Source organism: Saccharospirillum impatiens DSM 12546 (assembly GCF_000423605.1).
Classification (GTDB): domain Bacteria; phylum Pseudomonadota; class Gammaproteobacteria; order Pseudomonadales; family Natronospirillaceae; genus Saccharospirillum; species Saccharospirillum impatiens.
In genome coordinates, this window is record NZ_AUIH01000011.1 from 15,232 (window position 1) to 38,066 (window position 22,835).

General features: G+C 58.1%; 15 protein-coding genes. 3 read left to right on the forward strand and 12 right to left on the reverse strand.

Annotated features, from left to right (window positions below; genetic code table 11):
* Positions 1-31 precede the first annotated feature (31 nt).
* Entirely contained in the window at positions 32-4,711 is a 4,680-nt protein-coding gene (locus G565_RS23640; protein WP_037338569.1) for a translocation/assembly module TamB domain-containing protein, read from the reverse strand.
* Positions 4,711-6,450: an autotransporter assembly complex protein TamA gene (locus G565_RS0109480; RefSeq protein ID WP_028670709.1), complete on the reverse strand. Its 1,740-nt coding sequence runs from the start codon at positions 6,448-6,450 to the stop codon at positions 4,711-4,713. The genes G565_RS23640 and G565_RS0109480 overlap by 1 nt, the downstream gene beginning before the upstream one ends.
* Before the next feature lie 340 nt (positions 6,451-6,790).
* Between G565_RS0109480 and G565_RS0109485 the strand changes: the two genes are divergently transcribed.
* The gene (locus G565_RS0109485; protein ID WP_028670710.1) at positions 6,791-7,072 is read left to right on the forward strand and encodes a PA4642 family protein; all 282 of its coding nucleotides are present in this window, start codon (positions 6,791-6,793) and stop codon (positions 7,070-7,072) included.
* A gap of 73 nt (positions 7,073-7,145) precedes the next feature.
* Here G565_RS0109485 and radA read toward each other — a convergent pair whose 3' ends face one another.
* Positions 7,146-8,531, reverse strand: a complete 1,386-nt coding sequence (radA, locus tag G565_RS0109490) for a DNA repair protein RadA (RefSeq protein WP_028670711.1) — start codon at positions 8,529-8,531, stop codon at positions 7,146-7,148.
* A gap of 127 nt (positions 8,532-8,658) precedes the next feature.
* Between radA and G565_RS0109495 the strand changes: the two genes are divergently transcribed.
* Positions 8,659-9,990 carry a deoxyguanosinetriphosphate triphosphohydrolase gene (locus tag G565_RS0109495; protein ID WP_028670712.1) on the forward strand — a complete coding sequence of 444 codons (1,332 nt, stop codon included), beginning with the start codon at positions 8,659-8,661 and terminating at the stop codon, positions 9,988-9,990.
* A 526-nt stretch (positions 9,991-10,516) separates the two neighbouring features.
* Here G565_RS0109495 and G565_RS0109500 read toward each other — a convergent pair.
* On the reverse strand, positions 10,517-11,449 hold the full coding sequence (locus G565_RS0109500) for an SPFH domain-containing protein (protein WP_028670713.1): 933 nt from the start codon (positions 11,447-11,449) through the stop codon (positions 10,517-10,519).
* Positions 11,450-11,490: 41 nt separating this feature from the next.
* Positions 11,491-11,949, reverse strand: a complete 459-nt coding sequence (locus tag G565_RS0109505; RefSeq protein WP_028670714.1) for an NfeD family protein — start codon at positions 11,947-11,949, stop codon at positions 11,491-11,493.
* Positions 11,950-12,203: 254 nt separating this feature from the next.
* Here G565_RS0109505 and G565_RS0109510 point away from each other — a divergent pair, with 254 nt between their 5' ends.
* Positions 12,204-13,082 carry a helix-turn-helix domain-containing protein gene (locus G565_RS0109510; protein WP_028670715.1) on the forward strand — a complete coding sequence of 293 codons (879 nt, stop codon included), beginning with the start codon at positions 12,204-12,206 and terminating at the stop codon, positions 13,080-13,082.
* Here G565_RS0109510 and G565_RS23645 read toward each other — a convergent pair.
* The 7 genes from G565_RS23645 to G565_RS0109545 all read right to left on the reverse strand — a co-directional run bounded on the left by G565_RS23645 (position 13,053) and on the right by G565_RS0109545 (position 22,742).
* Positions 13,053-13,958: a DUF6999 family protein gene (locus G565_RS23645; RefSeq protein WP_051207702.1), complete on the reverse strand. Its 906-nt coding sequence runs from the start codon at positions 13,956-13,958 to the stop codon at positions 13,053-13,055. The two genes, G565_RS0109510 and G565_RS23645, sit on opposite strands and share 30 nt — an antisense overlap.
* The gene (locus G565_RS0109520) at positions 13,955-14,647 is read right to left on the reverse strand and encodes an iron-containing redox enzyme family protein (protein ID WP_028670716.1); all 693 of its coding nucleotides are present in this window, start codon (positions 14,645-14,647) and stop codon (positions 13,955-13,957) included. The genes G565_RS23645 and G565_RS0109520 overlap by 4 nt, the downstream gene beginning before the upstream one ends.
* Before the next feature lie 298 nt (positions 14,648-14,945).
* Complete coding sequence (locus G565_RS0109525) at positions 14,946-16,058, reverse strand: 3-oxoacyl-[acyl-carrier-protein] synthase III C-terminal domain-containing protein (RefSeq protein WP_028670717.1); 1,113 nt, start codon at positions 16,056-16,058, stop codon at positions 14,946-14,948.
* A 221-nt stretch (positions 16,059-16,279) separates the two neighbouring features.
* A complete protein-coding gene (gene greA, locus G565_RS0109530) occupies positions 16,280-16,756 on the reverse strand; it encodes a transcription elongation factor GreA (RefSeq protein WP_028670718.1) in 477 nt (158 codons plus the stop codon).
* A gap of 148 nt (positions 16,757-16,904) precedes the next feature.
* On the reverse strand, positions 16,905-20,132 hold the full coding sequence (carB, locus tag G565_RS0109535) for a carbamoyl-phosphate synthase large subunit (RefSeq protein WP_028670719.1): 3,228 nt from the start codon (positions 20,130-20,132) through the stop codon (positions 16,905-16,907).
* A 71-nt stretch (positions 20,133-20,203) separates the two neighbouring features.
* A complete protein-coding gene (carA, locus tag G565_RS0109540; protein ID WP_028670720.1) occupies positions 20,204-21,340 on the reverse strand; it encodes a glutamine-hydrolyzing carbamoyl-phosphate synthase small subunit in 1,137 nt (378 codons plus the stop codon).
* A 409-nt stretch (positions 21,341-21,749) separates the two neighbouring features.
* Complete coding sequence (locus G565_RS0109545) at positions 21,750-22,742, reverse strand: hypothetical protein (protein ID WP_157600043.1); 993 nt, start codon at positions 22,740-22,742, stop codon at positions 21,750-21,752.
* Between the last annotated feature and the right edge of the window lie 93 nt (positions 22,743-22,835).

Below are 22,835 nucleotides of genomic sequence, written 5' to 3' on the forward strand. Positions count from 1 at the left end.
CCGGTGATCCGTTAAGCGGCCAGACGGCCGCTTAATAATCGTTTTTCCAGTTCAGATTAATACCACCCGCCCCGAACTGACCACGCGTATACAGCTCTGCATTGACCCGCGGCGTCAGTTGAAATTGCAAACTGCCTTCCAGCCCCTGTTGCGCACCCACGCCCGACTCAACTTCCAGATAAATACGATCGCTGAGGTACTTGCCAGCTTGCACGTTCACGCCGGATTCCCCCTCTTCATTGGTTCCGCTATCGAGCGTTAAGGCATCCAGCCCGAGCAGATCCCGCGTGGTTCCAAACACATCCAGACCGCCCCCGGGGTTGCGCAAACTGTTCAGCGCCGTCGCCAGCTGCACGGCCTGCAACGCCGACATTTCAGCGATGCTGCGACCAAACAGCAACCGCGCCAGCAACTCATCATTAGACAGAGCCGGTGTCGATGTCAGGCTTAAACTCAACTGATCCTGAGAACCCTGAATGTTCAGATTGACGGTAATATCAGGCCCTTCATAAACCGCGAGAATATCCAGCAACAACTGGCTGCCCTGCACCTGGATATTCCCCCGCTCGATCACGAAGTTTTTACCGAAGGCGGTGTAAGTACCACGAATCACGGAGAAGCGACCGCCAACCTGCGGGCTGGCCAGTTCGTCAGTAATGTCCAGTTCCCCGGACAGTTCGGCCGCAAGCCCCTGGCCGTATATCTGAGCACGGCGCTGTGCGCGTAACCTCACTTCCCATTCACCCGCTGGCGCAAAGGCACTGGCTTCACGCTCCTCTGACCCGGCTTCCTCCTCGGCTTCTTCACGCACCACATTCAAGGTTGGTGCGCCGCTTTGCAGCAACGAATTGAGTTGTATGATCAGCGGCGAAACATCCACTAACCCTTCAACACGCAGATCACGCCAGGGGCCGGTTACGGTGATTTCCCCGTCGATAGTAGCGTCTACATCGGCGCGGCGAACCAGTCGTGCATTGCGCGCGTTAAACGCCAGGTCCAGCTCCGGCATCCACCAGGCGTCCCGGTCTTCGGGCCAGTTGACGTCGCCGCCCAGAGTAACCCGACCGCCGTTGGTGTCCTTGCCGTTCAGATCGAATTGAAGGGTTCGGTTATTGGCCGACAACTGTGCTTCCAGACTGGACAATACGGTGCCACCGGTCGCATTCTCGTAGCGGCCATCGGCCAGCTGAATGCGGCCTTCCCATTCCGGACGTTCGAGGGTACCCACCACGGACAGTCGACCCTCAATGGTACCGACGAAGTCCTGATCGGGCCGGTTGCGCAGCACGGGTTCCAATGCTGTTTCATCCAGCGCCAGTTCAGCATCGGCGGTGAACGGGCGCTGGTAAATAGGCGCTGCCCAATCGGCCAGCGGCGTTTGATCGGTGGAAAGGTCGATCAGCAAGCGTTGCGTTTGCTCTTCCATCAGCGTGGCTTTCACCCGGTGCTGACTGTCGTCAGTGGACACATCGACCTGCAACTCAAGCGGCCAGAGCGAGGAGGTCCAGGCGAGATCTGCCGCAACAGCAGGCTCCTCCGGAGTACCGGATACACTGAGAGAGCCCTCCAGGCCTCCGGCCCAGGTGGTGGCGTCGCCAAGCCAGCGTTGTGTTTCGGGTATCGATACCTGCGCCTGCAAATCCACTGACCGGCGGGTACCGCGCCCGCTGATATCAATGTTACCGCCCGGCCCCAGGTCGGCACGGGCTTGTGTGATTTCCCAGTCATCCAGACGACCGGCCGCCACCAGATCAACCGACCACCGGTCGCTATCGCGTTCTTGCACGATAAAACCGGCCCACTGGCCCCCGGCATTCAGGGAAATATCAACCTCAGGGTCCGTCAGCTCACCGGCTATGCTGGCCTGTCCGTTTATTTCACCGGTCAGATCCGGGTTGACTGGCAAACCCAGGGCGCGCAAGCGGTCGAGCGAGACCCGCGACAGGCTGATCTCACCCGACACCGATTCACCCCGGTTTTCAATATCCAGCTGCATCCGCGACTCGCCCCAACTGAGGCGGGCTTCGTGCATCAGCCGGTCGCGCAGACTGCCACTTCCCTGCCAGTCGAGTTCGTAGCGATCATTCAGGTACTCACCTGTCGATTGCACCTGACCCTCCAGCGCCAGGTCAGGCCAGGCGCCATTAATACTGAGGTTTGCAGAGGTCTGCCCTGTCAGGGTATCGAACGCCAGTGCTTCAGACTCCGGCACCCAGCGAGTCAGCTGATCCCAGTTAAGGTTGCTCAACTGAGCCTCCAGATCAACACTCAGTGGCGAAAAGGCAATAACGCCTGAGCTCTGCAAGCGCCCTTCCCCGGACTGCAATTCCAGCGAGTCGAGGGTCAGCCGATCCGGCGTCAGTTCACTGACTGTCACCGCCAGCACCAATGGTGTCTCATCGAATGCCCCGTCAAATTGGGCATCGACCGTCACCACCGGCGCCGTGAAATCACCTTCGATCGTGCCGGACGCGCCGGCGGTACCGGTCAAGCCATCAAGCGTTTTCGGTAAGGTTACCGGTAGCCGGCGCGTATCTGTGAGCGTCAGACCCGACACCTGATACTCGCCCGAAATCTGGCTGGCGAACGGTTGCAGGTCACCGTCAAACCTCACCGCCAGTTCCGACCAGTTCAGTCGCGCTTCACGAATGACCCAGCGCTCCCGGTTTTGAGCCGACACGGCCGCCTGCAGCGTCAGCGGCTGGTCCAGCCAGCGACCGTCAAACGCCAGATCGGCATCGACCGCTGGCTCCAGCCAGGGACCGGAGATACTGATTTCACCGGTGGTATTGCCACTCAGGTCGGACACCATATCCGGCAATGCGGGCAAGAAAGGCCTCAAAGTGGCCAGCCTCAACGCGCGCAAGCGGGCGTTCAAGTCCACTTGCTGTTGCTGCCAGTTAACCTGCCCGGACACTTCGGTCTCGGTGTCCGCCAGCGTCAGTGTGCTCTGCCCGAGTTGCACCTGGGTCAGGTCGAGCCGTTCAATTTGCACCTCGGCGTTCAGCGGTTGAGCTTGCCAGCGACCGGCAATGCTCACAGAGCCACTGGCCACCGGATCCGTCGCGGTGCCTTGCCACTGCAACTGGCCACTCAGCCCCCAGTCCTGCTCGACCGGCAACTCGACTCCGGCGACAGCCAGCCAACTTGAACGAATGTCGATCAGTTCTGTCGTCGCTTCCAGTTGCAGGGAATCCAGTTGCAACCGGCCCGTTGCTTTCAAATCGCCCGCTTCAGTTGCAACATCCAGCGTATTCAGTTCAACCTGTTCGCGGCTCGCGGTCAGATCGGCCGTCACTTCAAACGAAGTCTGTTCATAGCTACCGCGGGTATCGGTTTGACCGGCAAATTGCGGTGCAGTAAAGGTGCCGGTGAGTCGTCCCTGGCCAGCACTGTCGACAGCCAATGCCTCGGGCCATGCCGGTACCCAGGGTTGCCAGCGACTCTGATTCACCCCCTGCCAGGACAACGACAGGTCCATCGTTTGCGCATCCCACTGCACGGACCCGGAAGTCTCTAGCTGTGCATCGCCCCAGCGCAACTGCGCCGATTCGAGCTCTACCCCACCAACACTCGCCTGGCTTTGGGTGGTTACGCTCAAAGGGTCGCCGCGCAAGGTGCCGTCCAATTCAGCGGTGCCGTCAAACCGTGGCTGCTGCCAGCCGCCACTGAACTTACCGGCAACCGAGACCTCACCGGTCAAGTCGGAGACGGGAATCAACCCGTTCAGCAAGGCCAGAGACAGTGCGTCGATGTCGATGTCCAGATTGGCGCGGCGTGGACCGATAAATCCGTTAAACAGGGCCGGTTGACCGTTGATGTCAGCCCGAAGCGGCGTCGCGTAAAACCGTGTTTCTGCGGGGCTGTAGCTGAGCTGGCCGGACACACTGAGACGGTGCTCGCGCCATGGCAGAGCGATGCGTTCAATGTCGGCCCGCCACTGGGTTTCAGCCTGGCTCAATTGCACGTCCCACTCGCCTTTAATCGGCTCGTCGAGAGGCCAGTCTATCCATTGCGCCCAGAAACCCTCGGCCGCGGCCGAGAGATCGCCGCGCACGTCCAGTGAGTTGGCCGCCTCAACGGCTACCGATACGTTGACTGCCTGAGCGTCACCCTGCGTCAGCGCCAGGGACAAACGTGCCGGCCAACTGCCCCAGTTGATATCCGCCTGGGCATCAATTGCCGTTGTCAGTGGCGGCCGGTCCGGCAGTGCCAGTTCAAATTCAGCTACCGAAAGCTGAGCCAGCTGAATCGGGGGAATGCGACCCCAGATCGCCTGCAGCTGGCCAAGCGGGTCACTCGTCGCTGATTCCCGGGGAGGAGCCTCAGCGGCTACCGCTGGCGGCACGGTCACGCGAACCTGATCGGCCGCCAACTCGTCGACCCAGACACGCCGTTGCCACAGGTACCGGGGTTGCCAGCGCAGTGATCCACCCGCGACTGACACGCTCGCACCCGCCTCACCAGCCTGAAAAAGCAACCGGTCAAACCGCAGTTGATCGAGCGTTTCCCAGCGCGCATTGTCGATGCTCAGTGTTTGCCCGGTCAGAACCGGTAGCCAGCGTTCAGCCTGGGCCAGCAAGGTCAGACGGCCGGTTTCCGTTCCCAGCAGAAACCCGAGCCCCAGCACGATAATCAGCACCAGGGTGAGCAGGGTTCCCAGTGCGATTAACCAGGCTCTGCGCGCTACGGTCCGAATACGAATGGCCACTAGAAAGACTGCCCGAGGCTGATGTAAATTTGAAACGCAGGGTCGCTGTCGCGCCGGCTAAGGGGAAAGGCCAGATCAAAACGAATGGGGGCAAACTGGGTAAAATAACGCACCCCGAACCCGCCGCTGTAATACCAGGATTGATCTGTGGTCGGGTTCCATTCGTCACTCACACTGAGCGCATCGGTGAACACCACAGCGCCCCAGTTCTCAGACAGTTGTCCGCGCAATTCGAGGCTGCCCTGCCACCGGTGGTTACCGCCAATATCAGCCCCCTCAAGTCCGATGGAGCGATACGGGTAACCGCGCAAGGTTCCGCCACCGCCGCCAAGCAGTTTATCCGAGGTCGGAATACGGTCCAGGTCGGCTGAGTCGTTAAAAGGCCACAACGAGGTCCACGCCAGTCGATTGGCGATCACCAGATCATCGGTCAGATCGCGAAAACTCGACCAGCCCAGAGACCCCACGTAAAACGGATCACTGGACCCATTAAGACTCCAAACCGGTTCGATCCCCACGCTGTAACGCAGACCTTTTTGTGGATTAAACTCGTTAGGCACCGAATCGAATTCGTACGACAGTGGCAAGCGGATCAGGCTGAAGGTTTCCCATTCATCACCCACCCGTTCATCGCTGCGCCGGTAAGCGATACCATACCGGTAGGTATCGTTGCGCGAGGCGCGCCGGTCAATGGTGGCGCGACTTTCGCCAATATAGAACTCATCGTTCTCAGGTGTTTCATGGGTCAGGCTGTTGTTCCATACCAGGGTGTTTCGCGCATCCAGAAAGCCCGGCAGAGTCAACTGGATATTGCCGGTCTGGCGATCTCGCTGCAATTCTGTTCCCAACTCCAGCCACTGCGCGCGGCCAGCGACATTGCGGTGCTCCCAACCGGCGCGCAAACCAAACCCCTGGTCGGTATCCCAACCAATACCTGCGCTGAGTGTTCTGGGTTCGCGTTGGGTCAGCTCAAACGTGACCGCAACAGAGCCATCATCCGCGCGTTGCAGTGAGCGCCGCACGGAGGAAAACAGCTGGGTTTCATAGAGGTTAATGATCGCCTGATCAATGTTGCCACGGCTGAAACAAACGCCTGTGCGCAGCCCAGTCTGGCGGCGCAGAAACGCTTCATCTACGCCCTCCTGCCCGGTAAAAGAGACCGTTCCCTGCGTTGAGGGGTCCGTCGCTGCTACCTGGTAGACGACCTGGCCGCCATCCTGTTCCGGCTGCAGGCGCACTTCGTGGCTGACATTCAGGGTGAAGTAACAGCTGGTTCGATCAATGATTGACTGCAGTTCAGACTGATCGGCGAGTATCGCCGAGGCGACCAAAGGCTCTCCTCCCCCGGAAGTTGGCCAGGTGTCCGGCAAGGTGACCTCAGCCCCCTGCACGCTGACACTCAGCACCTGGTAACGCGGGCCGGTATCAATGCGGTATTGAACGCGTTCCTGAACCTGGCCTTCGACCTCGCCCGGCTCTTCGATCACCCGGTGAATGATCTGGGCCTCGTAGTAACCGTTCGATTCGATCACTTGCCGCATCTGTTCGCGCTCGCCCTGGGCCAACCGACTTGCTCGGGGGTTCAAGCCCGTGGTGCGCAGGGACGACCGATAATTCTCTAGCTGGTCTCGCAGATCATTGCGCAACCCCCGGTTACCCGGCTCTACGACAATGTCGCCCCGCTTCACGGTGGGAAGTTCCTCGGCTCCAGCCGTCGCCAGTGCGGCCAGTATCAGCAAAATGCTCAGTCCCAGAGCCCGGATGCTGCAGTGTCGACGTTCTAAAATAGTCCTGGCTCCTTATTCAATTCGCCGGGCAAGCCGGGCTAAATATGTTGATAACCATACCCACAAGGCTAGCTTACCTGGCTGAACCCCTGCTGAAGCGGCCGAGATCCTGGCGGGACAGCCCAGCCCATATAGCTGGCCTCTCTTGATATATTCCCACAAGTAATTTCACGCCGACTAGTTATAACTTTAAACTCATCGCCTATAGGCTACATTACCGAACCTGACACCACGCCTGAAGCCGGTACATCCACCCAATCACCGCTCTGGCCCAACCTTGCAAGGACCTTCGATGAAGCGCGACAAAAAACGGGTTGAAGGCGAAGTCTGGGGTGAAGCCCACCTCGAAGACTACCTCAACTTTAGTACTTATGATGGCACAAACCCGGATTTCCACTGCCTTTACCGGGCTTATACCCGCATGAACGAAGAAACTTTTGCCCGTTTTGTGAGCCTGTTTCGCGAGCGCGGTCGCAACGTTCACGCCACCAATCTCGAGGGCCAGTCACTGGCCAATATTCTGCAGCACCACTCTCAGGCCCAGGTCTACCTCGACATTCTGGGCCGCGACTGACAAATGCCACCCGGGTCAGCGGCGACGGCTGCCGATACTCCCCGCTGAAGCTCCGGAAGCCCTCGACAGCCTGTTATGCATCGGCCCAGGCACTGAACACCTCATCAAGGCGGTTCGCGCCAATCACCGTCATACCCTCGATGGGCTTTTTGGGTGCGTTGGCCTTTGGAATGATGGCTTTGCGAAAGCCGTGTTTGGCTGCCTCGGTTATCCGCTCCAGGCCATTGGGCACCGGGCGCAATTCACCGTTCAGCCCCAGCTCGCCGAAGACGACCCAGTCTTTGGGCAGGGGCTTGTCACGCAGACTGGAGACCACCGCCAGCAACGTCGCCAGATCAGCACTGGTCTCCGTCACCCGCACGCCGCCAACGACGTTCAGAAAGACATCCTGATCCCCGGTAAAAACACCACCATGACGGTTCAGGATCGCCAGTATCATCGACAATCGATTGGCGTCCAGCCCGACCGCAATGCGTCTGGGGTGGCCCATGCTGGTGCCATCGACCAGGGCTTGCAGCTCAATCAACAATGGCCGGGTGCCTTCCCAAACGACCGTTACCACCGACCCCGGTGACGATTCACTGCTCTTGTTCAGGAAAATCGAGCTGGGGTTCTTCACTTCCTTCAAGCCGACATCCAGCATGGCGAACACGCCCAACTCATTCACCGCACCGAACCGGTTTTTGATCGCACGCAGGGTTCGAAACCGGCTGTCGCCCGAGCTTTCAAGCATTACCGAGGCATCGATCATGTGCTCCAGTACCTTGGGGCCAGCCAGGCTGCCATCTTTGGTGACATGGCCGACCAGAATCAGAACGGTTCCGGTTTGTTTGGCAAATCGTGTTAGCCAGGCGGCTGATTCCCGCACCTGAGACACACTGCCCGGAGCCGATTCAACATCCGGCGCGTGCATCACCTGAATGGAGTCGATCACCAGAATTCGGGGCCGGGTTTCCCGGGCCGTTTCAGTAATGGCCGCCACCGAGGTCTCGGCCAGAATCGATAACGCATCCATGGGCAAATTCAACCGTTGAGCGCGCAGTGCAATCTGCTGTACCGATTCTTCGCCCGAGACATAGAGCACAGGTAATTGACGCGCCAGGTGGCAGAGCGTCTGCAACAACAGCGTCGATTTGCCAGCACCGGGGTGCCCGCCAATGAGCACCGCACTGCCACTGACCAGACCACCGCCGAGCACCCGGTCGAACTCGCCCATTCCGGTTGGGATGCGCGCCTGCTCTTCGAGACTGACGTCCGACAACTTCTGAATCTGACTGCGACTGCCACTGAAACCACCGGCTTTGTCGTCTGTAAAATTCGGCTGTCGCGCTGCTACGCCCGTGGCCTCTCGAAATTCCTTAAGCGTGTTCCAGGCCTTGCACTCGCCGCACTGACCCTGCCATTTGGAATAGTCGGCTCCGCACTCGGAACATACAAATTGTGTTTTGCTTTTGGCCAAACCCTTCCCTCTTTGTCGTTCGATTTAACAGCGCCTTCATCAACGGTCACTGTCCCTGTTATAGGCGCTGTACAGCAGACGATGATACCCTATCAGCCCTCAACAACCACGCACACGGATACAACTGATGGATTGGGCACAACTGCTGACCACCGAACGCTACGGACACCAGGCTCTGGGCGCCGAAGAAGTGGGACGCAGCCACTTTCACAAAGACCACGACCGCATCGTTTTCTCCAGCGCTTTTCGCAAACTGGGCGGCAAAACCCAGGTGCACCCGTTGGCCAAAAACGACCACGTGCACAACCGGCTGATTCACAGCCTGGAAGTGGGCAGCGTCGGACGCAGCCTCGGCATTCGAGTTGGCGAACGCATTCGCAGCCAACTGCCCGACTGGATCGAGCCCGACGACCTCGGCGTCATTGTTCAAAGCGCCTGCCTGGCTCACGATATCGGCAATCCGCCGTTCGGGCACGCCGGTGAATACGCCATACAAGACTGGTTCAAGCAACCGGAAAACGCCTATTTGCTCGAACCGCTCAAGGCCACCACAAAACGCGACCTGACTCACTTTGAAGGCAACGCCCAGGGCTTTCGCATCATCGCCCAGGTCGAATACCACTTGAACCGGGGCGGCTTGCGCCTGACTCACCCCACCCTCGGCGCCAGCATCAAATACCCCTGGACCGCCGAACACGCTACCAAAAAGGGCAAGTTCAGCGTGTTCGAACCGGAGCTGGCGATCATGCAAAACCTCGCCCACAGCCTCGGTCTGCAAACCCGGGAACCCACCCGATTTCAACGCCACCCATTGAGCTATCTGATGGAAGCGGCAGACGACATCTGTTACGCCCTGATCGATCTTGAAGACGCGGTCGAACTGCACATCATCGACTTCGAAGAAGTCAGCAAGGTGTTCATGAACATTCAGGGGGGGTCGGGGCTCGACCTCGACGATGGCGACAATGGCATTTCACCCAACCGCCAGTTAGCGGCGTTGCGCGGCAAAACCATCGGCATTATGGTCGACGCCGTGGTCGACACCTTTGTCCGGCACCAGTCGGCCATTATGAACGGAATTTTCGAAGGCGACCTGATCAGCCAGTGCCCGGACCACATTCGCAACGGCATCGCCCAGGCCAAAGCGCTGGCACACACCAAGGTGTTTCTCGATACCCAAAAAACCGAAACCGAAATCGGCGCCTATGCGGTACTCAGCACGTTGCTGCAGGCTTTCATGACCGCCGGGTTTGAATTGCACAACAAGCAGGATTACCAGCAGTTAAGCTACCGCGCCAAACGGGTTTTCGATTTAATGGGCATGGAGGCACCGTCCGCCACCTGGTCACCGGATGAGATTTACCACCGACTGATCGATCACATCGCGGGCATGACAGACAATTACGCCAGCTACCTGGCCAGACAAATTGGCGGGCCTTCGCAGCCGCACTTTGTATAGCGGCTCAAGTTTCGGAGTTCATTTTTCTGGGAGGCTGTGGCCCGCACCGGCTACCTGGGGTACCTATGCGGGGCCGGCGTGAATCCGTCCATGGCGGTCCGACGTCTCGGGCCTAGACCGCAGGATATGAATCCCATCCATGGGATTCACCCTTCGGGTTCGCTTCGCTCATGCTAAAACGCTCCCGGCGTTTTAGTCCATGCTGCGGACTACCCCGCAGAGGTGCCACAGGCAGCCGACGCTTACACTGTGCAAACTCCGAAACTTGAGTCTGGTTAAAGTAAGACTTGTATCTGTGGTCGTGATCTCTGGAATTGCGTTCTTCTTGCCACCCAGGAGACTAGCCTCCTACTAAAACAAGTTCAGAGGCAACCACTAAGCCAAGTGGCGGCTGCCGGGTAGACCTGTCCGGGGTAGTCCGCAACATGGATGTTGCGGCCTAGGCTCCAGGGACGGATTTACGCCGACCCCGGACAGGTCTACCCGGTGGCCGTCACGAACTCAAGGCACGAGCCAAAAACAACCCTCAACTTTTCCCGTGTTTGAGCACTTCGGCCAGGCCAGCGACGGCGCCGCCGACGTTGGACAGTTCGGCCGGCAGGATCAGGGTGTTGTTGGTTTTGGCGAGGTTGCCGAATTCTTTGACGTATTGCTCAGCGATGCGCAGGCTCACGGCGTCTTTGCCGCCCGGTGTTTGAATCGCTTCGGCGATCTTGCGCAGGCCTTCGGCGGTGGCGATGGCGATCAGCTGAATTTCTTCGGCACGACCTTCGGCTTCGTTGATCTGCTTGAGCTTTTCACCTTCCGACAGGTTGATCACTTCCTGCTTCTGGCCTTCGGAGACGTTGATCATCGCCTGGCGCTCACCTTCAGACTTGGCAATGGCCGCACGACGCTCACGTTCGGCGCGCATTTGCTGTTCGAGCGCGTCCTTGATGCTGTTGGGCAGTTCGATGTCGGACACTTCGTAGCGCAACACCTTGATGCCCCAGGGCGCGGCGGCTTCGTCCAGCGCGCGAACGACTTCTTCGTTGATCTTGGCGCGTTCTTCGAAGGTCTTGTCGAGGTCGGTCTGGCCGATGACCGAACGCATGGTGGTCTGCGCCAGCTGGCTGGCTGCGTTGCGGTAGTTATCAACACCGTAACTGGCTTTGTGCGCGTCTATTACCTGAATGTACATGACGCCATCGATGCCCACCTGAATGTTGTCTTTGGTGATACAGGCTTGCTGCGCTACGTCGATCACTTCTTCTTTCAGCGTATGGGTGTAGGCTACCTTGTCGATGAACGGAATCAACAAGTGAAAGCCCGAGTCCAGCGTGCGGGAGTATTTACCCAGACGCTCAACCACAAAGTTGCTTTTCTGCGGCACGATCCGTGCCGTCTTGAAAATTACGATGATTACGGCCAGTGCAATACCGCCGGCAAACCAACTGCCAAAATCTGAGAAAAGATCCATTTCTATTTCCTTTTTAAAAGTGAAGTGCGTAAAGGTTAATTCTATTCAGGGGAGCGTTGGGCTTTGTGTCGGGAAACAGTGAGACGAATGCCTTCATTGGCAACCACCCAGGCCACTTCCCCGGCGTGCAGATCGTCATCTGATAAGGCATCCCAGGCGACCCCGTTGAGAATCACACGGCCCGCACCCTGATCGAAGTCATGCTCTACCGTCACCCGCTCACCCAGTTCCTGCTGGAAGCTGTTTTGCGCCGATCCCCGGTCAGCGGTAGAACCGCGAAACCATTGTTGCAGCTGCTTGCGTGCAAGCACCAGACTCAGCACTGATGCCAGGCTGAATGTCAGCAATTGCATCGTGACCGATGAGATCAGTCCCAGTTGCAGCAGCAGACCGGTGACGAGCGCACCGATGCCGATAAACACAGCCACAATACTGGTGGCAATCAGTTCCGTCAGTATCAGGACAATGCCGGCGATAATCCAGACGAGAGCGGCACTCATGATGTTCTCCTTTTTGATTACAGCCCCGGGTCGGTTCCCGGCACTGGTCGGCGCTCAGTCTACCCCAACACTTCAGCCGGGGTCATGTCTGATCGATTCGCAACCGCCTGACTGATGGGTGTATCACAGGGCTACCCTCCGGTTGATCGATATTTGACCGAAAGTAAAGCCTTGCCAAACCAGCATGGACGCTTAGCAGTGCACCGCCTAGACTTTCAGGCATTAATCGCTCACATCCAGTCAGGGACGCTGTATTGAAGGAGTCCAACACTATCGATGCCAGTCGACTGAAGGAGATACGCCGCCAGACCCGAATCGTGTTGGGCGAAGCCCCCGAGGCGTTTATCAAAGCTTTCCCGACTCTCGACAACCTGCAACTGGCGCAGGTTTTCAGTGAAAACCTGCGCAGCCGCCGCTCCGCGCTCGGCTTGTCTCAGTCGGCGACGGCGCGCTGCATGTCTTTGTCACTGACTGCGTACCGGCGCTATGAAACCGGCCATTCACTGCCAAAGCTGCATACCGCCATTCGCTGGTCTCTCAGTTGCGGTGTGCCAACCGAGTGGCTTTTGCTCAATCCGCGCCACTTGCCAAAACTGCCCCCCATTCACGGCTTGAAATGGCAACCTCTGGTCAGTTATATCAGCCTGGCCAATCCCGACCAGTTACATTGCCTGTCGACGTTAATTCAGCACCACCATAAAGATTACCCGAAAAAACTGGTCGCCGCGGACAAACACCCCCTGGGACAGTTTCCCGACGTACCGACTTACTACCGGCTGATCGCCGAGAACCTCAGGCCCTTTCGTTTGGCGGTGGGGTTATCGCAATCGGAGGCGGCCAGTCTGATCGGCATCTGCGAGGCGAGCTACCGGCTCTACGAATCACCCCAACACAACACGGCCATTGGCCTGCAGAGCATGTATGGCATGGTATCGGCGCTGAACATCGACCCAACCACCATGTCCGTCAACTCCCGCCTGTATGACTACCGATGCCAGCAACGCGACAATTTATGGCAACTGAACAGCTGGGTAACGGGTCTGAAACCAAAGCAGGCCGATGCCGTCCTGTCCCTGACACGCACCTGCCTTGAGCATTTCGAGCTACTGCGGGTGCCTGGTCGTTTGCTCTGACGTCGACGCAAGCGCCCGCTTCATCTGGCGCAGATAGGCGTGCATCAGTTCGGCATCCAGGCCATGCAACATCAACCGGAAACCCGAGTGCAGGGTGATGACCGGCACCATGGGGTGGCGGTTGTTGACCAGCCCGACCGGCAACGGATCGTTCAGCAGCCGGCTCAGGTAAATCGCGATGGTCTCATCCAGTTGCAAGGAATTGGCTGCGCGCCAGAAATCGTGATCGGTCAGCATCAGCGAATACATAGGCACATAGGATTCGATGGCGGTTTGCAGATCGATGATGTTAAACCGCCCCTGCTTGCCGGGATCAAGATCAAACTCACCGTCGGTGATGGCATCGAAATTCAGCTGTGCAGGCGCTTCCAGCGTCCGGCCCTCAGCGCTGAGTGTTGCGTTCAATTCCAGTAGAAAATTGTAGATATTCAGGTCGTGCACCAGAAAGGCGTCTTCTTTCAGATCGGCCAGCGTGCGCGGACGCAGCGGTTGCGTCGAGGTGATGGTGACACCGGCGTTATCAGCAATGAACCGCAGGATCTCGGTACCAATGTGAAAATGGCGCAAAATCAGGTAGTTGCTGTCGCGTCGCACGAAGTGCCTCAGACCCCAGTAGATGGTTCGATGCAGTGCCCGCGGCCAGGCCCAGCGCTTGGGCAATACCATGCGCACCAGTTTGACCAGAATGATGCTCAACCGGGCCACCGGTCGAATCAGCGGCAGTAAGTACCGCCGCGATTTGGAATTGTAACCGCGCAGTAAGGCTTTCTTTGCCGGCGCATGCAGGTCGAGGCTTTGATCGAGGTACAACGCCAGCCAGGGGTTCGGATCCCGTGGGTCGATGCGCTGATGTTCAAAATCCAGATCCCAGTTCATCCGTAATGCCCCACTTCTTCCAGTTGCAACACATACAACCGGGCGGTCACCGCGGCGGTCTCTATCAGGGTATCGGCCACCTCCGGAATGTCGAGCACGCCACTGCCCAGCACCGCTTCCAGCTCAGCCAGATGGTCCGGATCGTGATCGGCATGGTAGCGGTAAAACCCGGTCTGGGTTTCATTGAGGCCCAGACTCCCGGTCACAGCATCCGCGAAGGAGCGGGCAAACCACTGACCCAGCCCTTCGATGATGAACATGGCACCGAGCAAATCAAAGGGATTCGGTTGGCTGGCGCGGTGATACATCCAGGCAGACAGCGCCATCGACCCCAGATTTTTTCGGGCATTGTCGAGGTCAGCCGGGTCTCCGTCACAGGCGGCATAGTCCCTGGCCAGCATTTCGTAGTCCCGGTGTTCGGTGACGGCATGTCGCAGAAACAGTGACCGTTGTTCAAGGTAAGGACGACCGACCGATGAAGCGGCCCGGCTGATCCAGCCGCTGCCCTCGATGACCTGGGCGTAATGGTCTTTGAGCAGGGTACGGTAGTCCGACAGTCGTATCCGCCCGGCATGGGCATCGGCGATAATGGAGACAGAGCGCAGTCGACCTTCAAACTCGCCCCAGATGCGAGTCAGCCGGCGCATCACTTGCTGAACATCCGGGTTGGCGCCACCATCATTTTTCATACCAACACCTCCTTTAAGTGGTTCATGCGTGAAGTTCGGGTACTAAGAAGCACAGCCAGAATGTGCAGGGCCGGCCCACTAGTGTCATGAGTCAGAAATTCGCAGGGTAATTGACTGGTCGTCAACCATGGCTTCTGTGTCACCCGGACTGTCGGGCACATCTACTTGGGGTACGCTGTAAATACGTCCCTGTAAGCTCGAAGACCGCATCCATGCGGTCCAACGACCCCAAGTAGATGCACCCAACAGTCCTTTGATAGTGAGTCGGTTAATCGCCACGAATTTCTGACTCATGACACTACACCACCGTCAGATGCATAAAGGCCGCCAGTGCGCGGCCGCTTTCCGGTACAAAACACAACAGTCGTTGCCCGGGTTTCGGGTCGGCCCGGTTGAGCCAGTCAGTAAGCATGACAAACAACGAGGCGGACCCGGTATTACCGCGTTCACTCAGGGTATTGAACCAGCGCTGCCCGGGAATCATGGCGCCGGTTGCCTGCAGCAATCGCTTCATTTCCTGCCCGAGCGATTCGGCGGAGTAATGTGGCAAGAACACATCAATGTCTGCCGGGTGCAGTCCCCGGGCGTCGAGCAGCTCCAGATAGTAACCGATCCAGACTGGAAACAGCTCGTACAGCAGCTTGAAGTCCTGCTTAAGGGCAATCGCCCCGGCCTGGTGCGCCGCACTCGGTGAAGCGTGCACACTCCAGGGTAAGGCATCCGCCTGGTTGGTGGCGGTTCCGGCATACATACAGTTGGGGAAACGGTCGGCAAACGAACGTTGTTCAATCCAGTCGATGCGCAAATTTCGACGACCGGGCACGGGCTCCGGCTCTACGATCACCGCTGCGCCGCCGTCAGACAGGGTGTAGCGCAAAAACTCTATACCTGGATCCGGGTTGTCCCGGTACGAATCGGCGTAAAAAGCGGGTTGAAACCAGCGGCTGGAATACTCGCTGCCGCTCACGGCCGCCGCTTCTGACTGACCCGTCTGCACCGCCATCATCGCGTGTTTCAACGCCATCAGGCTGCTGGCACACACCGACTGAAAAGAAGCCACTTCAAGACTGGCAATCCCCAATTCGGCCTGAACGGCACTGGCGAAACCGGGAACCAGCAGGTCACCCTGGGTAGTGCCGGTACACAGCAGATCGAGCCGGCTGTCCCGGCACCGGGCTGACAACAGCGCCGCCCGAATAGCCTCTGTGGCTAGCTGGGCATTGCTGTGAGTCGTTTGCCCCTCGGGCGTGCGGGCGTAATGGCGCTGTTGAATGCCATTGTGGCGCAAGGTCGCCCTTCCTAGCCGGCTGTGCACCGGGCTGAGCGTACCAATGTAGGCTTCCATGGCGTCGTTGCTGATGGCCGGGCCGGGCAGGCAGCTGCCTGCCCCGGTGATGTAGGCGGTTCGCATCCCTGGCGTACTCCTGTTCTCGGGCTGTAGGAGTCTGTCGGACTTGGGATAAATTGGCTGCGGAAGCGGAACGACAGCCCACTCCCTCGCTTCAACCTCCCTAACTCCGACAGACTCCCAGGCTAAATGGATATCCTGACTATACCACCTGACACAAACACCCGATAAAGAGTGATTTTTAGAATACTATTGTGCCTTAAGATCCCGGCACACCGAATCACTCAGCGGTGCTCAACCTGTTCGATCTCATACTCGACGTCGCCGCCCGGTGTTTTGACCACCACCACGTCGCCTTCTTCCTTGCCGATCAGTGCGCGGGCAATGGGAGAGGTAACCGAAATTTTGTTGACCTTAACGTTGGCTTCATCTTCACCCACGATCTTGTAGGTCACGCCCTGGTCGGTATCCAGATTCAACAGGGTCACCGTGGTGCCAAAGATAACCTTGCCGCTGTGAGGGATATCATGGATGTTGATGACCTGGGCATTGCCCAGCTTCATCTCGATTTCCTGAAGTCGGCCCTCGATGAAGCCCTGCTGCTCACGCGCGGCGTGATACTCGGCGTTTTCTTTCAGGTCACCGTGCTCGCGTGCTTCGGCAATGGCCTTGATCACACGCGGCCGCTGGTTTGTCTTCAAGTCGCGAAGCTCGTTTTGCAGAGCCAGTTCGCCCTCAAGTGTCATTGGATAGCGTTGCATGGAGATACCCTGCCCTGATAAAACCGGCCAGCCTGGCCAGTGTGGTGAACCTACACAGACAGCCGGGTGCTTACCCGGCGGACCATTAATAAGACTGAATAAAAAAAGGGCGCTGTTAAGCACCCCCTTAGTGTCGCCAAGTCGCCGGTCAGGCGGTTGACGTTTGGGTGGCGTGCAAATCCTGCAGCCGTCGCACCGGTGTGTGCTCGGCAAGGCGCATGGCCATTACAGACGCTTCTGCACCCGCCATCGTCGTAGTGTAATAAACCTTGTGCTGCAATGCACTACGACGAATTTCAGAACTGTCGATGATCGACTGGCGACCCTCTGCCGTGTTGATGATAAACACCACTTCGTGGTTCTTGATCATATCAACCAGGTGTGGCCGGCCTTCCTTCACCTTGTTCACCACCGACACCGCCATTCCGTGCTCTTCCAGGTAACGGGCCGTACCCTTAGTGGCGCGGACATCGAAACCCAGCTCACCGAGCGACTGCGCGACACCCAGAATGGCTTTCTTGTCGCGATCCTTAACCGACAGAATCACCGTGCCTTTTTCTGGCAAGGTGGTGCCGGCGCCCAGTATCGCCTTGGCAAACGCCTCGGCAAAGGTGTCTCCGGTGCCCATCACCTCACCGGTCGATTTCATTTCCGGGCTCAGAATCGGGTCGACCCCCGGAAACTTGTTGAACGGCAACACCGCTTCTTTCACCGAGTAGTAATGCGGAATGATTTCAGTGGTGAAGCCGATTTCGGCCAGTGTCTTGCCGGTCATCACCTGAGCGGCGACCTTGGCCAGCGACACGCCAATGGCTTTGGACACAAAAGGCACCGTCCGTGACGCGCGCGGGTTCACTTCAATGATGTAGAGCTGTTCATCCTGCCAGGCCATCTGCACGTTCATCAGGCCGATGACATTCAGCTCCAGCGCCATGTCGGTAATTTGCTGGTGAATGAGGTCCAGTGCTTTCTGCGGCAGGCTGTAAGGCGGCAACGAACACGCCGAGTCACCCGAGTGCACACCGGCCTGTTCAATGTGTTGCATGATGCCGCCGATCACGACCTGCTGGCCATCACTGACCGCATCAATGTCGATCTCAATGGCCGAGTCGAGGAAGTGGTCGAGCAGAACCGGCGAGTCGTTGGACACCTTCACCGCATCGCGCATGTAGCGTTCGAGTTCGGCTTCTTCATAGACAATTTCCATGGCCCGGCCGCCGAGCACATAAGACGGACGTACCACCAGCGGGTAGCCAATGCGACGCGCTATCGTCAGTGCCTGCTCCAGACTGCGCGCTGTACCGTTTTCGGGCTGCAGCAGCTTCAGCTTCTCGATCATAACCTGGAAACGTTCACGGTCTTCCGCCCGGTCGATCGCATCGGGTGAGGTGCCGATGATTGGCGCACCGGCGGCTTCGAGTTCACGTGCCAGTTTCAGTGGCGTCTGGCCACCAAACTGCACGATCACGCCTTTGGGTTTTTCCAGCTCGATGATTTCAAGCACATCTTCCAGCGTGACCGGTTCGAAGTACAAACGGTCTGAGGTGTCGTAATCGGTGGACACGGTTTCCGGGTTACAGTTGACCATGATGGTCTCGAACCCGTCTGCGCGCGCTGCCAGTGCCGCATGCACACAGCAGTAATCGAACTCAATGCCCTGACCAATCCGGTTCGGGCCACCGCCGATCACCATGATCTTGTCGCGATCACTCGGCGCCGCTTCGCATTCCTCGTCGTAACTGGAATACATATAAGCGGTGTTCGAGGCAAATTCGGCCGCGCAGGTATCCACCCGTTTGTAGACCGGGCGTATACCCTGCGCCCAGCGCTTTTTCCGCAGTTCTTTTTCACTGACGCCCATCAGAAAGGCCAGTCGTTCGTCCGAAAAGCCTTTGCGCTTGAGGCGACGCATGGCAGTGGCATCCAGATCTTTCATCCCGGATTCCTGCAGTGCCTTCTCTTCGTTAATCAGGTCTTCGATCTGCACCAGATACCAGGGATCGACCCCGGACAGACGATGCACTTCCTCAACACTGAAATCGGCACGGAACGCATCACCGATGTACCAGATACGCTCGGCACCGGGTTCTTTCAGTTCCCTGACGATGATGTCGTTGGCTTCGTCCGTGTTCAGGTCGACTTTGCTGTCAAAGCCAGCGGCGCTCACTTCAAGACCGCGCAAGGCTTTATGCAGTGATTCCTGGAAGTTACGGCCAATGGCCATGACTTCACCGACCGACTTCATCTGGGTGGTCAAACGGTCGTTCGCTTGCGGGAATTTCTCGAACGCAAAGCGCGGGATCTTAGTCACGACATAGTCAATGCTCGGCTCAAACGAGGCCGGCGTAACGCCACCGGTAATGTCGTTCTGCAGCTCATCGAGGGTGTAGCCGACGGCCAGCTTGGCGGCGATTTTAGCGATGGGAAAACCGGTCGCCTTGGAGGCCAGCGCCGACGAGCGACTCACCCGCGGGTTCATCTCGATCACGACCATGCGGCCGGTTTCCGGGTTGACACCAAACTGGACGTTAGAGCCGCCAGTTTCAACGCCAATCTCGCGCAACACCGCCAAAGAGGCATCGCGCATTATCTGGTATTCCTTGTCGGTCAGCGTTTGCGCCGGAGCGACGGTAATGGAGTCTCCGGTATGCACGCCCATGGCATCGAAGTTTTCAATGGCACAGACGATAATGCAGTTGTCCGCTTTGTCGCGAACCACTTCCATTTCGTATTCTTTCCAGCCGATCAGGCTTTCATCGATCAGCAATTCGCGCGTCGGTGACAGGTCGAGACCACGCTCACAGATCTCGACAAATTCTTCGCGGTTGTAGGCAATGCCGCCACCGGAACCACCCATGGTAAAACTCGGGCGAATGATGCACGGCAGACCGATGTCTTCGAAAATTTCCCAGGCTTGCTCGATTGACCGGGCAATGCCATGACGGGGTGTTTCCAGGCCAATGGCGATCATGGCATCGTCAAAGCGCTCGCGGTCTTCGGCTTTGTCGATGGTGTCGGCGTTGGCACCGATCATCGTGACGCCGAATTTCTCCAGCACGCCTTCGCGCTCCAGATCCAGGGCACAGTTCAGTGCGGTCTGGCCACCCATGGTGGGCAACAAGGCATCGGGGCGTTCTTTCTCGATGATCTTGGCCACTTCGCTCCAAACCACCGGTTCAATGTAGGTAGCGTCGGCCATAGCGGGGTCTGTCATGATGGTGGCCGGGTTGGAGTTCACCAGAATGACGCGATACCCCTCTTCGCGCAGGGCTTTGCAGGCCTGGGCGCCGGAGTAGTCGAATTCACAGGCCTGGCCGATAACAATAGGGCCAGCGCCAAGGATCAGAATGCTTTTGATATCAGTACGTTTTGGCATGATTCGCTTCGCTCATAGCAGATGGCTGGACGGAATACGGGAGACGTTGACAGGCGTCTGGCGTGGTCCGTTCATCGGCGATCCGCTTGCATCAGTTCGATGAAGTGATCAAACAGGGGGGCGCAATCACGCGGCCCCGGGCTCGCTTCCGGGTGCCCCTGAAAACTAAAGGCGGCCTTGTCTGTACGGTGTACACCTTGCAGTGACCCGTCGAATAACGAGCGGTGCGTCGCGACCAGGTTGTCCGGCAGAGAGTCGGCATCAATCGCAAAGCCATGGTTCTGACTGGTGATCATGACGGTTTTGTCCGCCATGACTTCCACCGGGTGGTTGGCACCGTGATGACCGAATTTCATTTTCAGGGTTTTGGCTCCACTGGCCAGGCCAAGCAACTGATGGCCCAAACAGATGCCAAAGACCGGAATGTCGGTTTCCAGCAGTTCGCGAATAGCGGTAATAGCGTAGTCGCAAGGCTCCGGGTCTCCCGGGCCGTTGGACAGAAAAACACCGTCTGGCTTGAGCGCCAGTACATCGGCCGCCGGTGTCTGCGCCGGTACGACCGTTAGCCGGCAACCCCGATCAACCAGCATGCGCAGAATATTGCGCTTCACGCCGTAATCGTAGGCAACCACATGCAGCGACAATTCGTCGTCGCCGCGCACCTGATGCCCGTCGTTCAACGACCAGCTGGTTTCGCGCCACAAGTAGGCGTCTTCTGTGCTGACTTCTTTGGCCAGGTCCATACCTTTGAGCCCGGCAAAACCCCGCGCCAGTTCCAGCGCCCGGGCTTCATCGAGGGAATCGCCTGCCATGATGCAACCGCTTTGCGCGCCTTTTTCCCGCAACAGCCGGGTCAGTCGGCGGGTATCGATATCGGCGATAGCGACCACATTGTTGTCAAACAAGTAATCCTGAAGGGATTGTTCGCTACGGAAATTGCTGTGTAACAAGGGCAGGTCACGAATGACGAGGCCGGCGGCCCAGACATGCTCCGATTCTTCATCTTCGGAATTGGTGCCGGTATTCCCGATGTGCGGGTAAGTGAGGGTAACGATTTGGCGGGCATAGGAGGGGTCTGTCAGAATTTCCTGGTAACCGGTCATGGCGGTATTGAACACCACCTCACCGACCGATTCTCCCGGAGCGCCAATGCTGACCCCCCGAAACAGACTGCCGTCAGCTAGTGCGAGTATGGCTGGCGTACTCAAAGATCCGTTCCTCTATCTTGCAGTGCGAGTGGGCAATGACCGCTAGGCCACTGGCAAGGCACGGCCTGGGTTATTTGGCGGTTGGTGACCGCTAAACTGACCAGTCAGACAACTCTGCCAGTCCCTTTCGCAAAAAAGCGAGATGAAGAAACCCCCATCTCGCCCATCAATCACTTTTGCGTTTCAGAAACCGGGAGGCTGCCGCTAACGCTCGTTGTCACCGTCGTCAATTACCGTAGGCGCTGAACAATTCTGGCCAGAGTAACCGGTGATGGTAAGCGTTGAACGATCTGGGTGCCGTGCCCAAATTTCGGGGATTTTACCGAACAAGCACCGCCGGTGTCCAGGCAATTGACCGCCTGATGCACAATTGAGGGGAACCCGGGCTAAGCAGGCTCGCGCGCTGCGGCTAATCAAAATAATTGACCATGCGCTCACGCACGGAACGTGAGCCGCCCAACTCATCCTGTTGCAAAATGGCATCGGCCAAGCGCCCGACCGGCTGCAACCCCATGGCGACAACCAGCCCATAGAGCCAGGCCCAGGGACCCAACAACAACGCCAATACCACCCAGATCAGCCCATGGTTGATCAAATATAATGGGCCCAACCAGGCTATTTGTCGCTCAATGCGCCACTGTTGGGCGCTGTGACTGACACCGTAAGCCACCAACAAGGGAACCGCGTTAAATAGCGCCGAAACCACAGCCCCGGGCAACCAGAGCCAGGCCAGCGGTCTTGGCCAGCGCCAGCGCCGCTGAGCCCGCACCTCATGCCACGACAGCAACAGGCTGGACGGCACCCGACCTGACTGGGAAATCAGCGGCCACTGGGGCAGTGTCTGATACCCCTTGATCGACCAGGCCAGCTTTTGCAGGCGCTGCAACTCCTTCAGTATGTGCAATGGCTCGACCACCATATCAATGGCACCGGGACGCCATATCCAGTGAATCGGGCTGCCCAGGGTGTGGCGAAAATCGTAGTTAAACGTCAGCACCTGCACCCGCAGGTGACGGTGATGATTGTGCAGGCCGCGCAGCAGTCGCTGGGTCGCCTCAATGTCTTCAGCCGATTCGCCATTGATCGATATGACCAGACAGCGGCCCGAATTCAGAAACGCCGCCAGGCGCTCTTCCATAATACCGCCACCGAGACGCGGGTTACGCCCCGCTCCCCGCCACCAGCGACCCCAGCCATTGGACGTCTGACCATTATCGACAAACAACGGCGGCCTTTTAAGCCGCGACCAGAACAGCCAGCCGTCGGCAGGGCTAAGGCTGCGCGGCATCAGGATGACATCGATGTCTGTTGTTCGCGGGTCACTGCCATGCACATGCACCGGGCCCAGCAAAGCGCGGCTAATCAACCACCCAAGCCCTGTCATTATTCTTAGTTTCAGCATGGCTTACTCCGTAAGACCTGACGGTCATTCTCCGCAGGCGTCATACATGTGTAGGGCCTGGCGCATCAGGCGGCTCCGTGCCGCAAGCCAAGA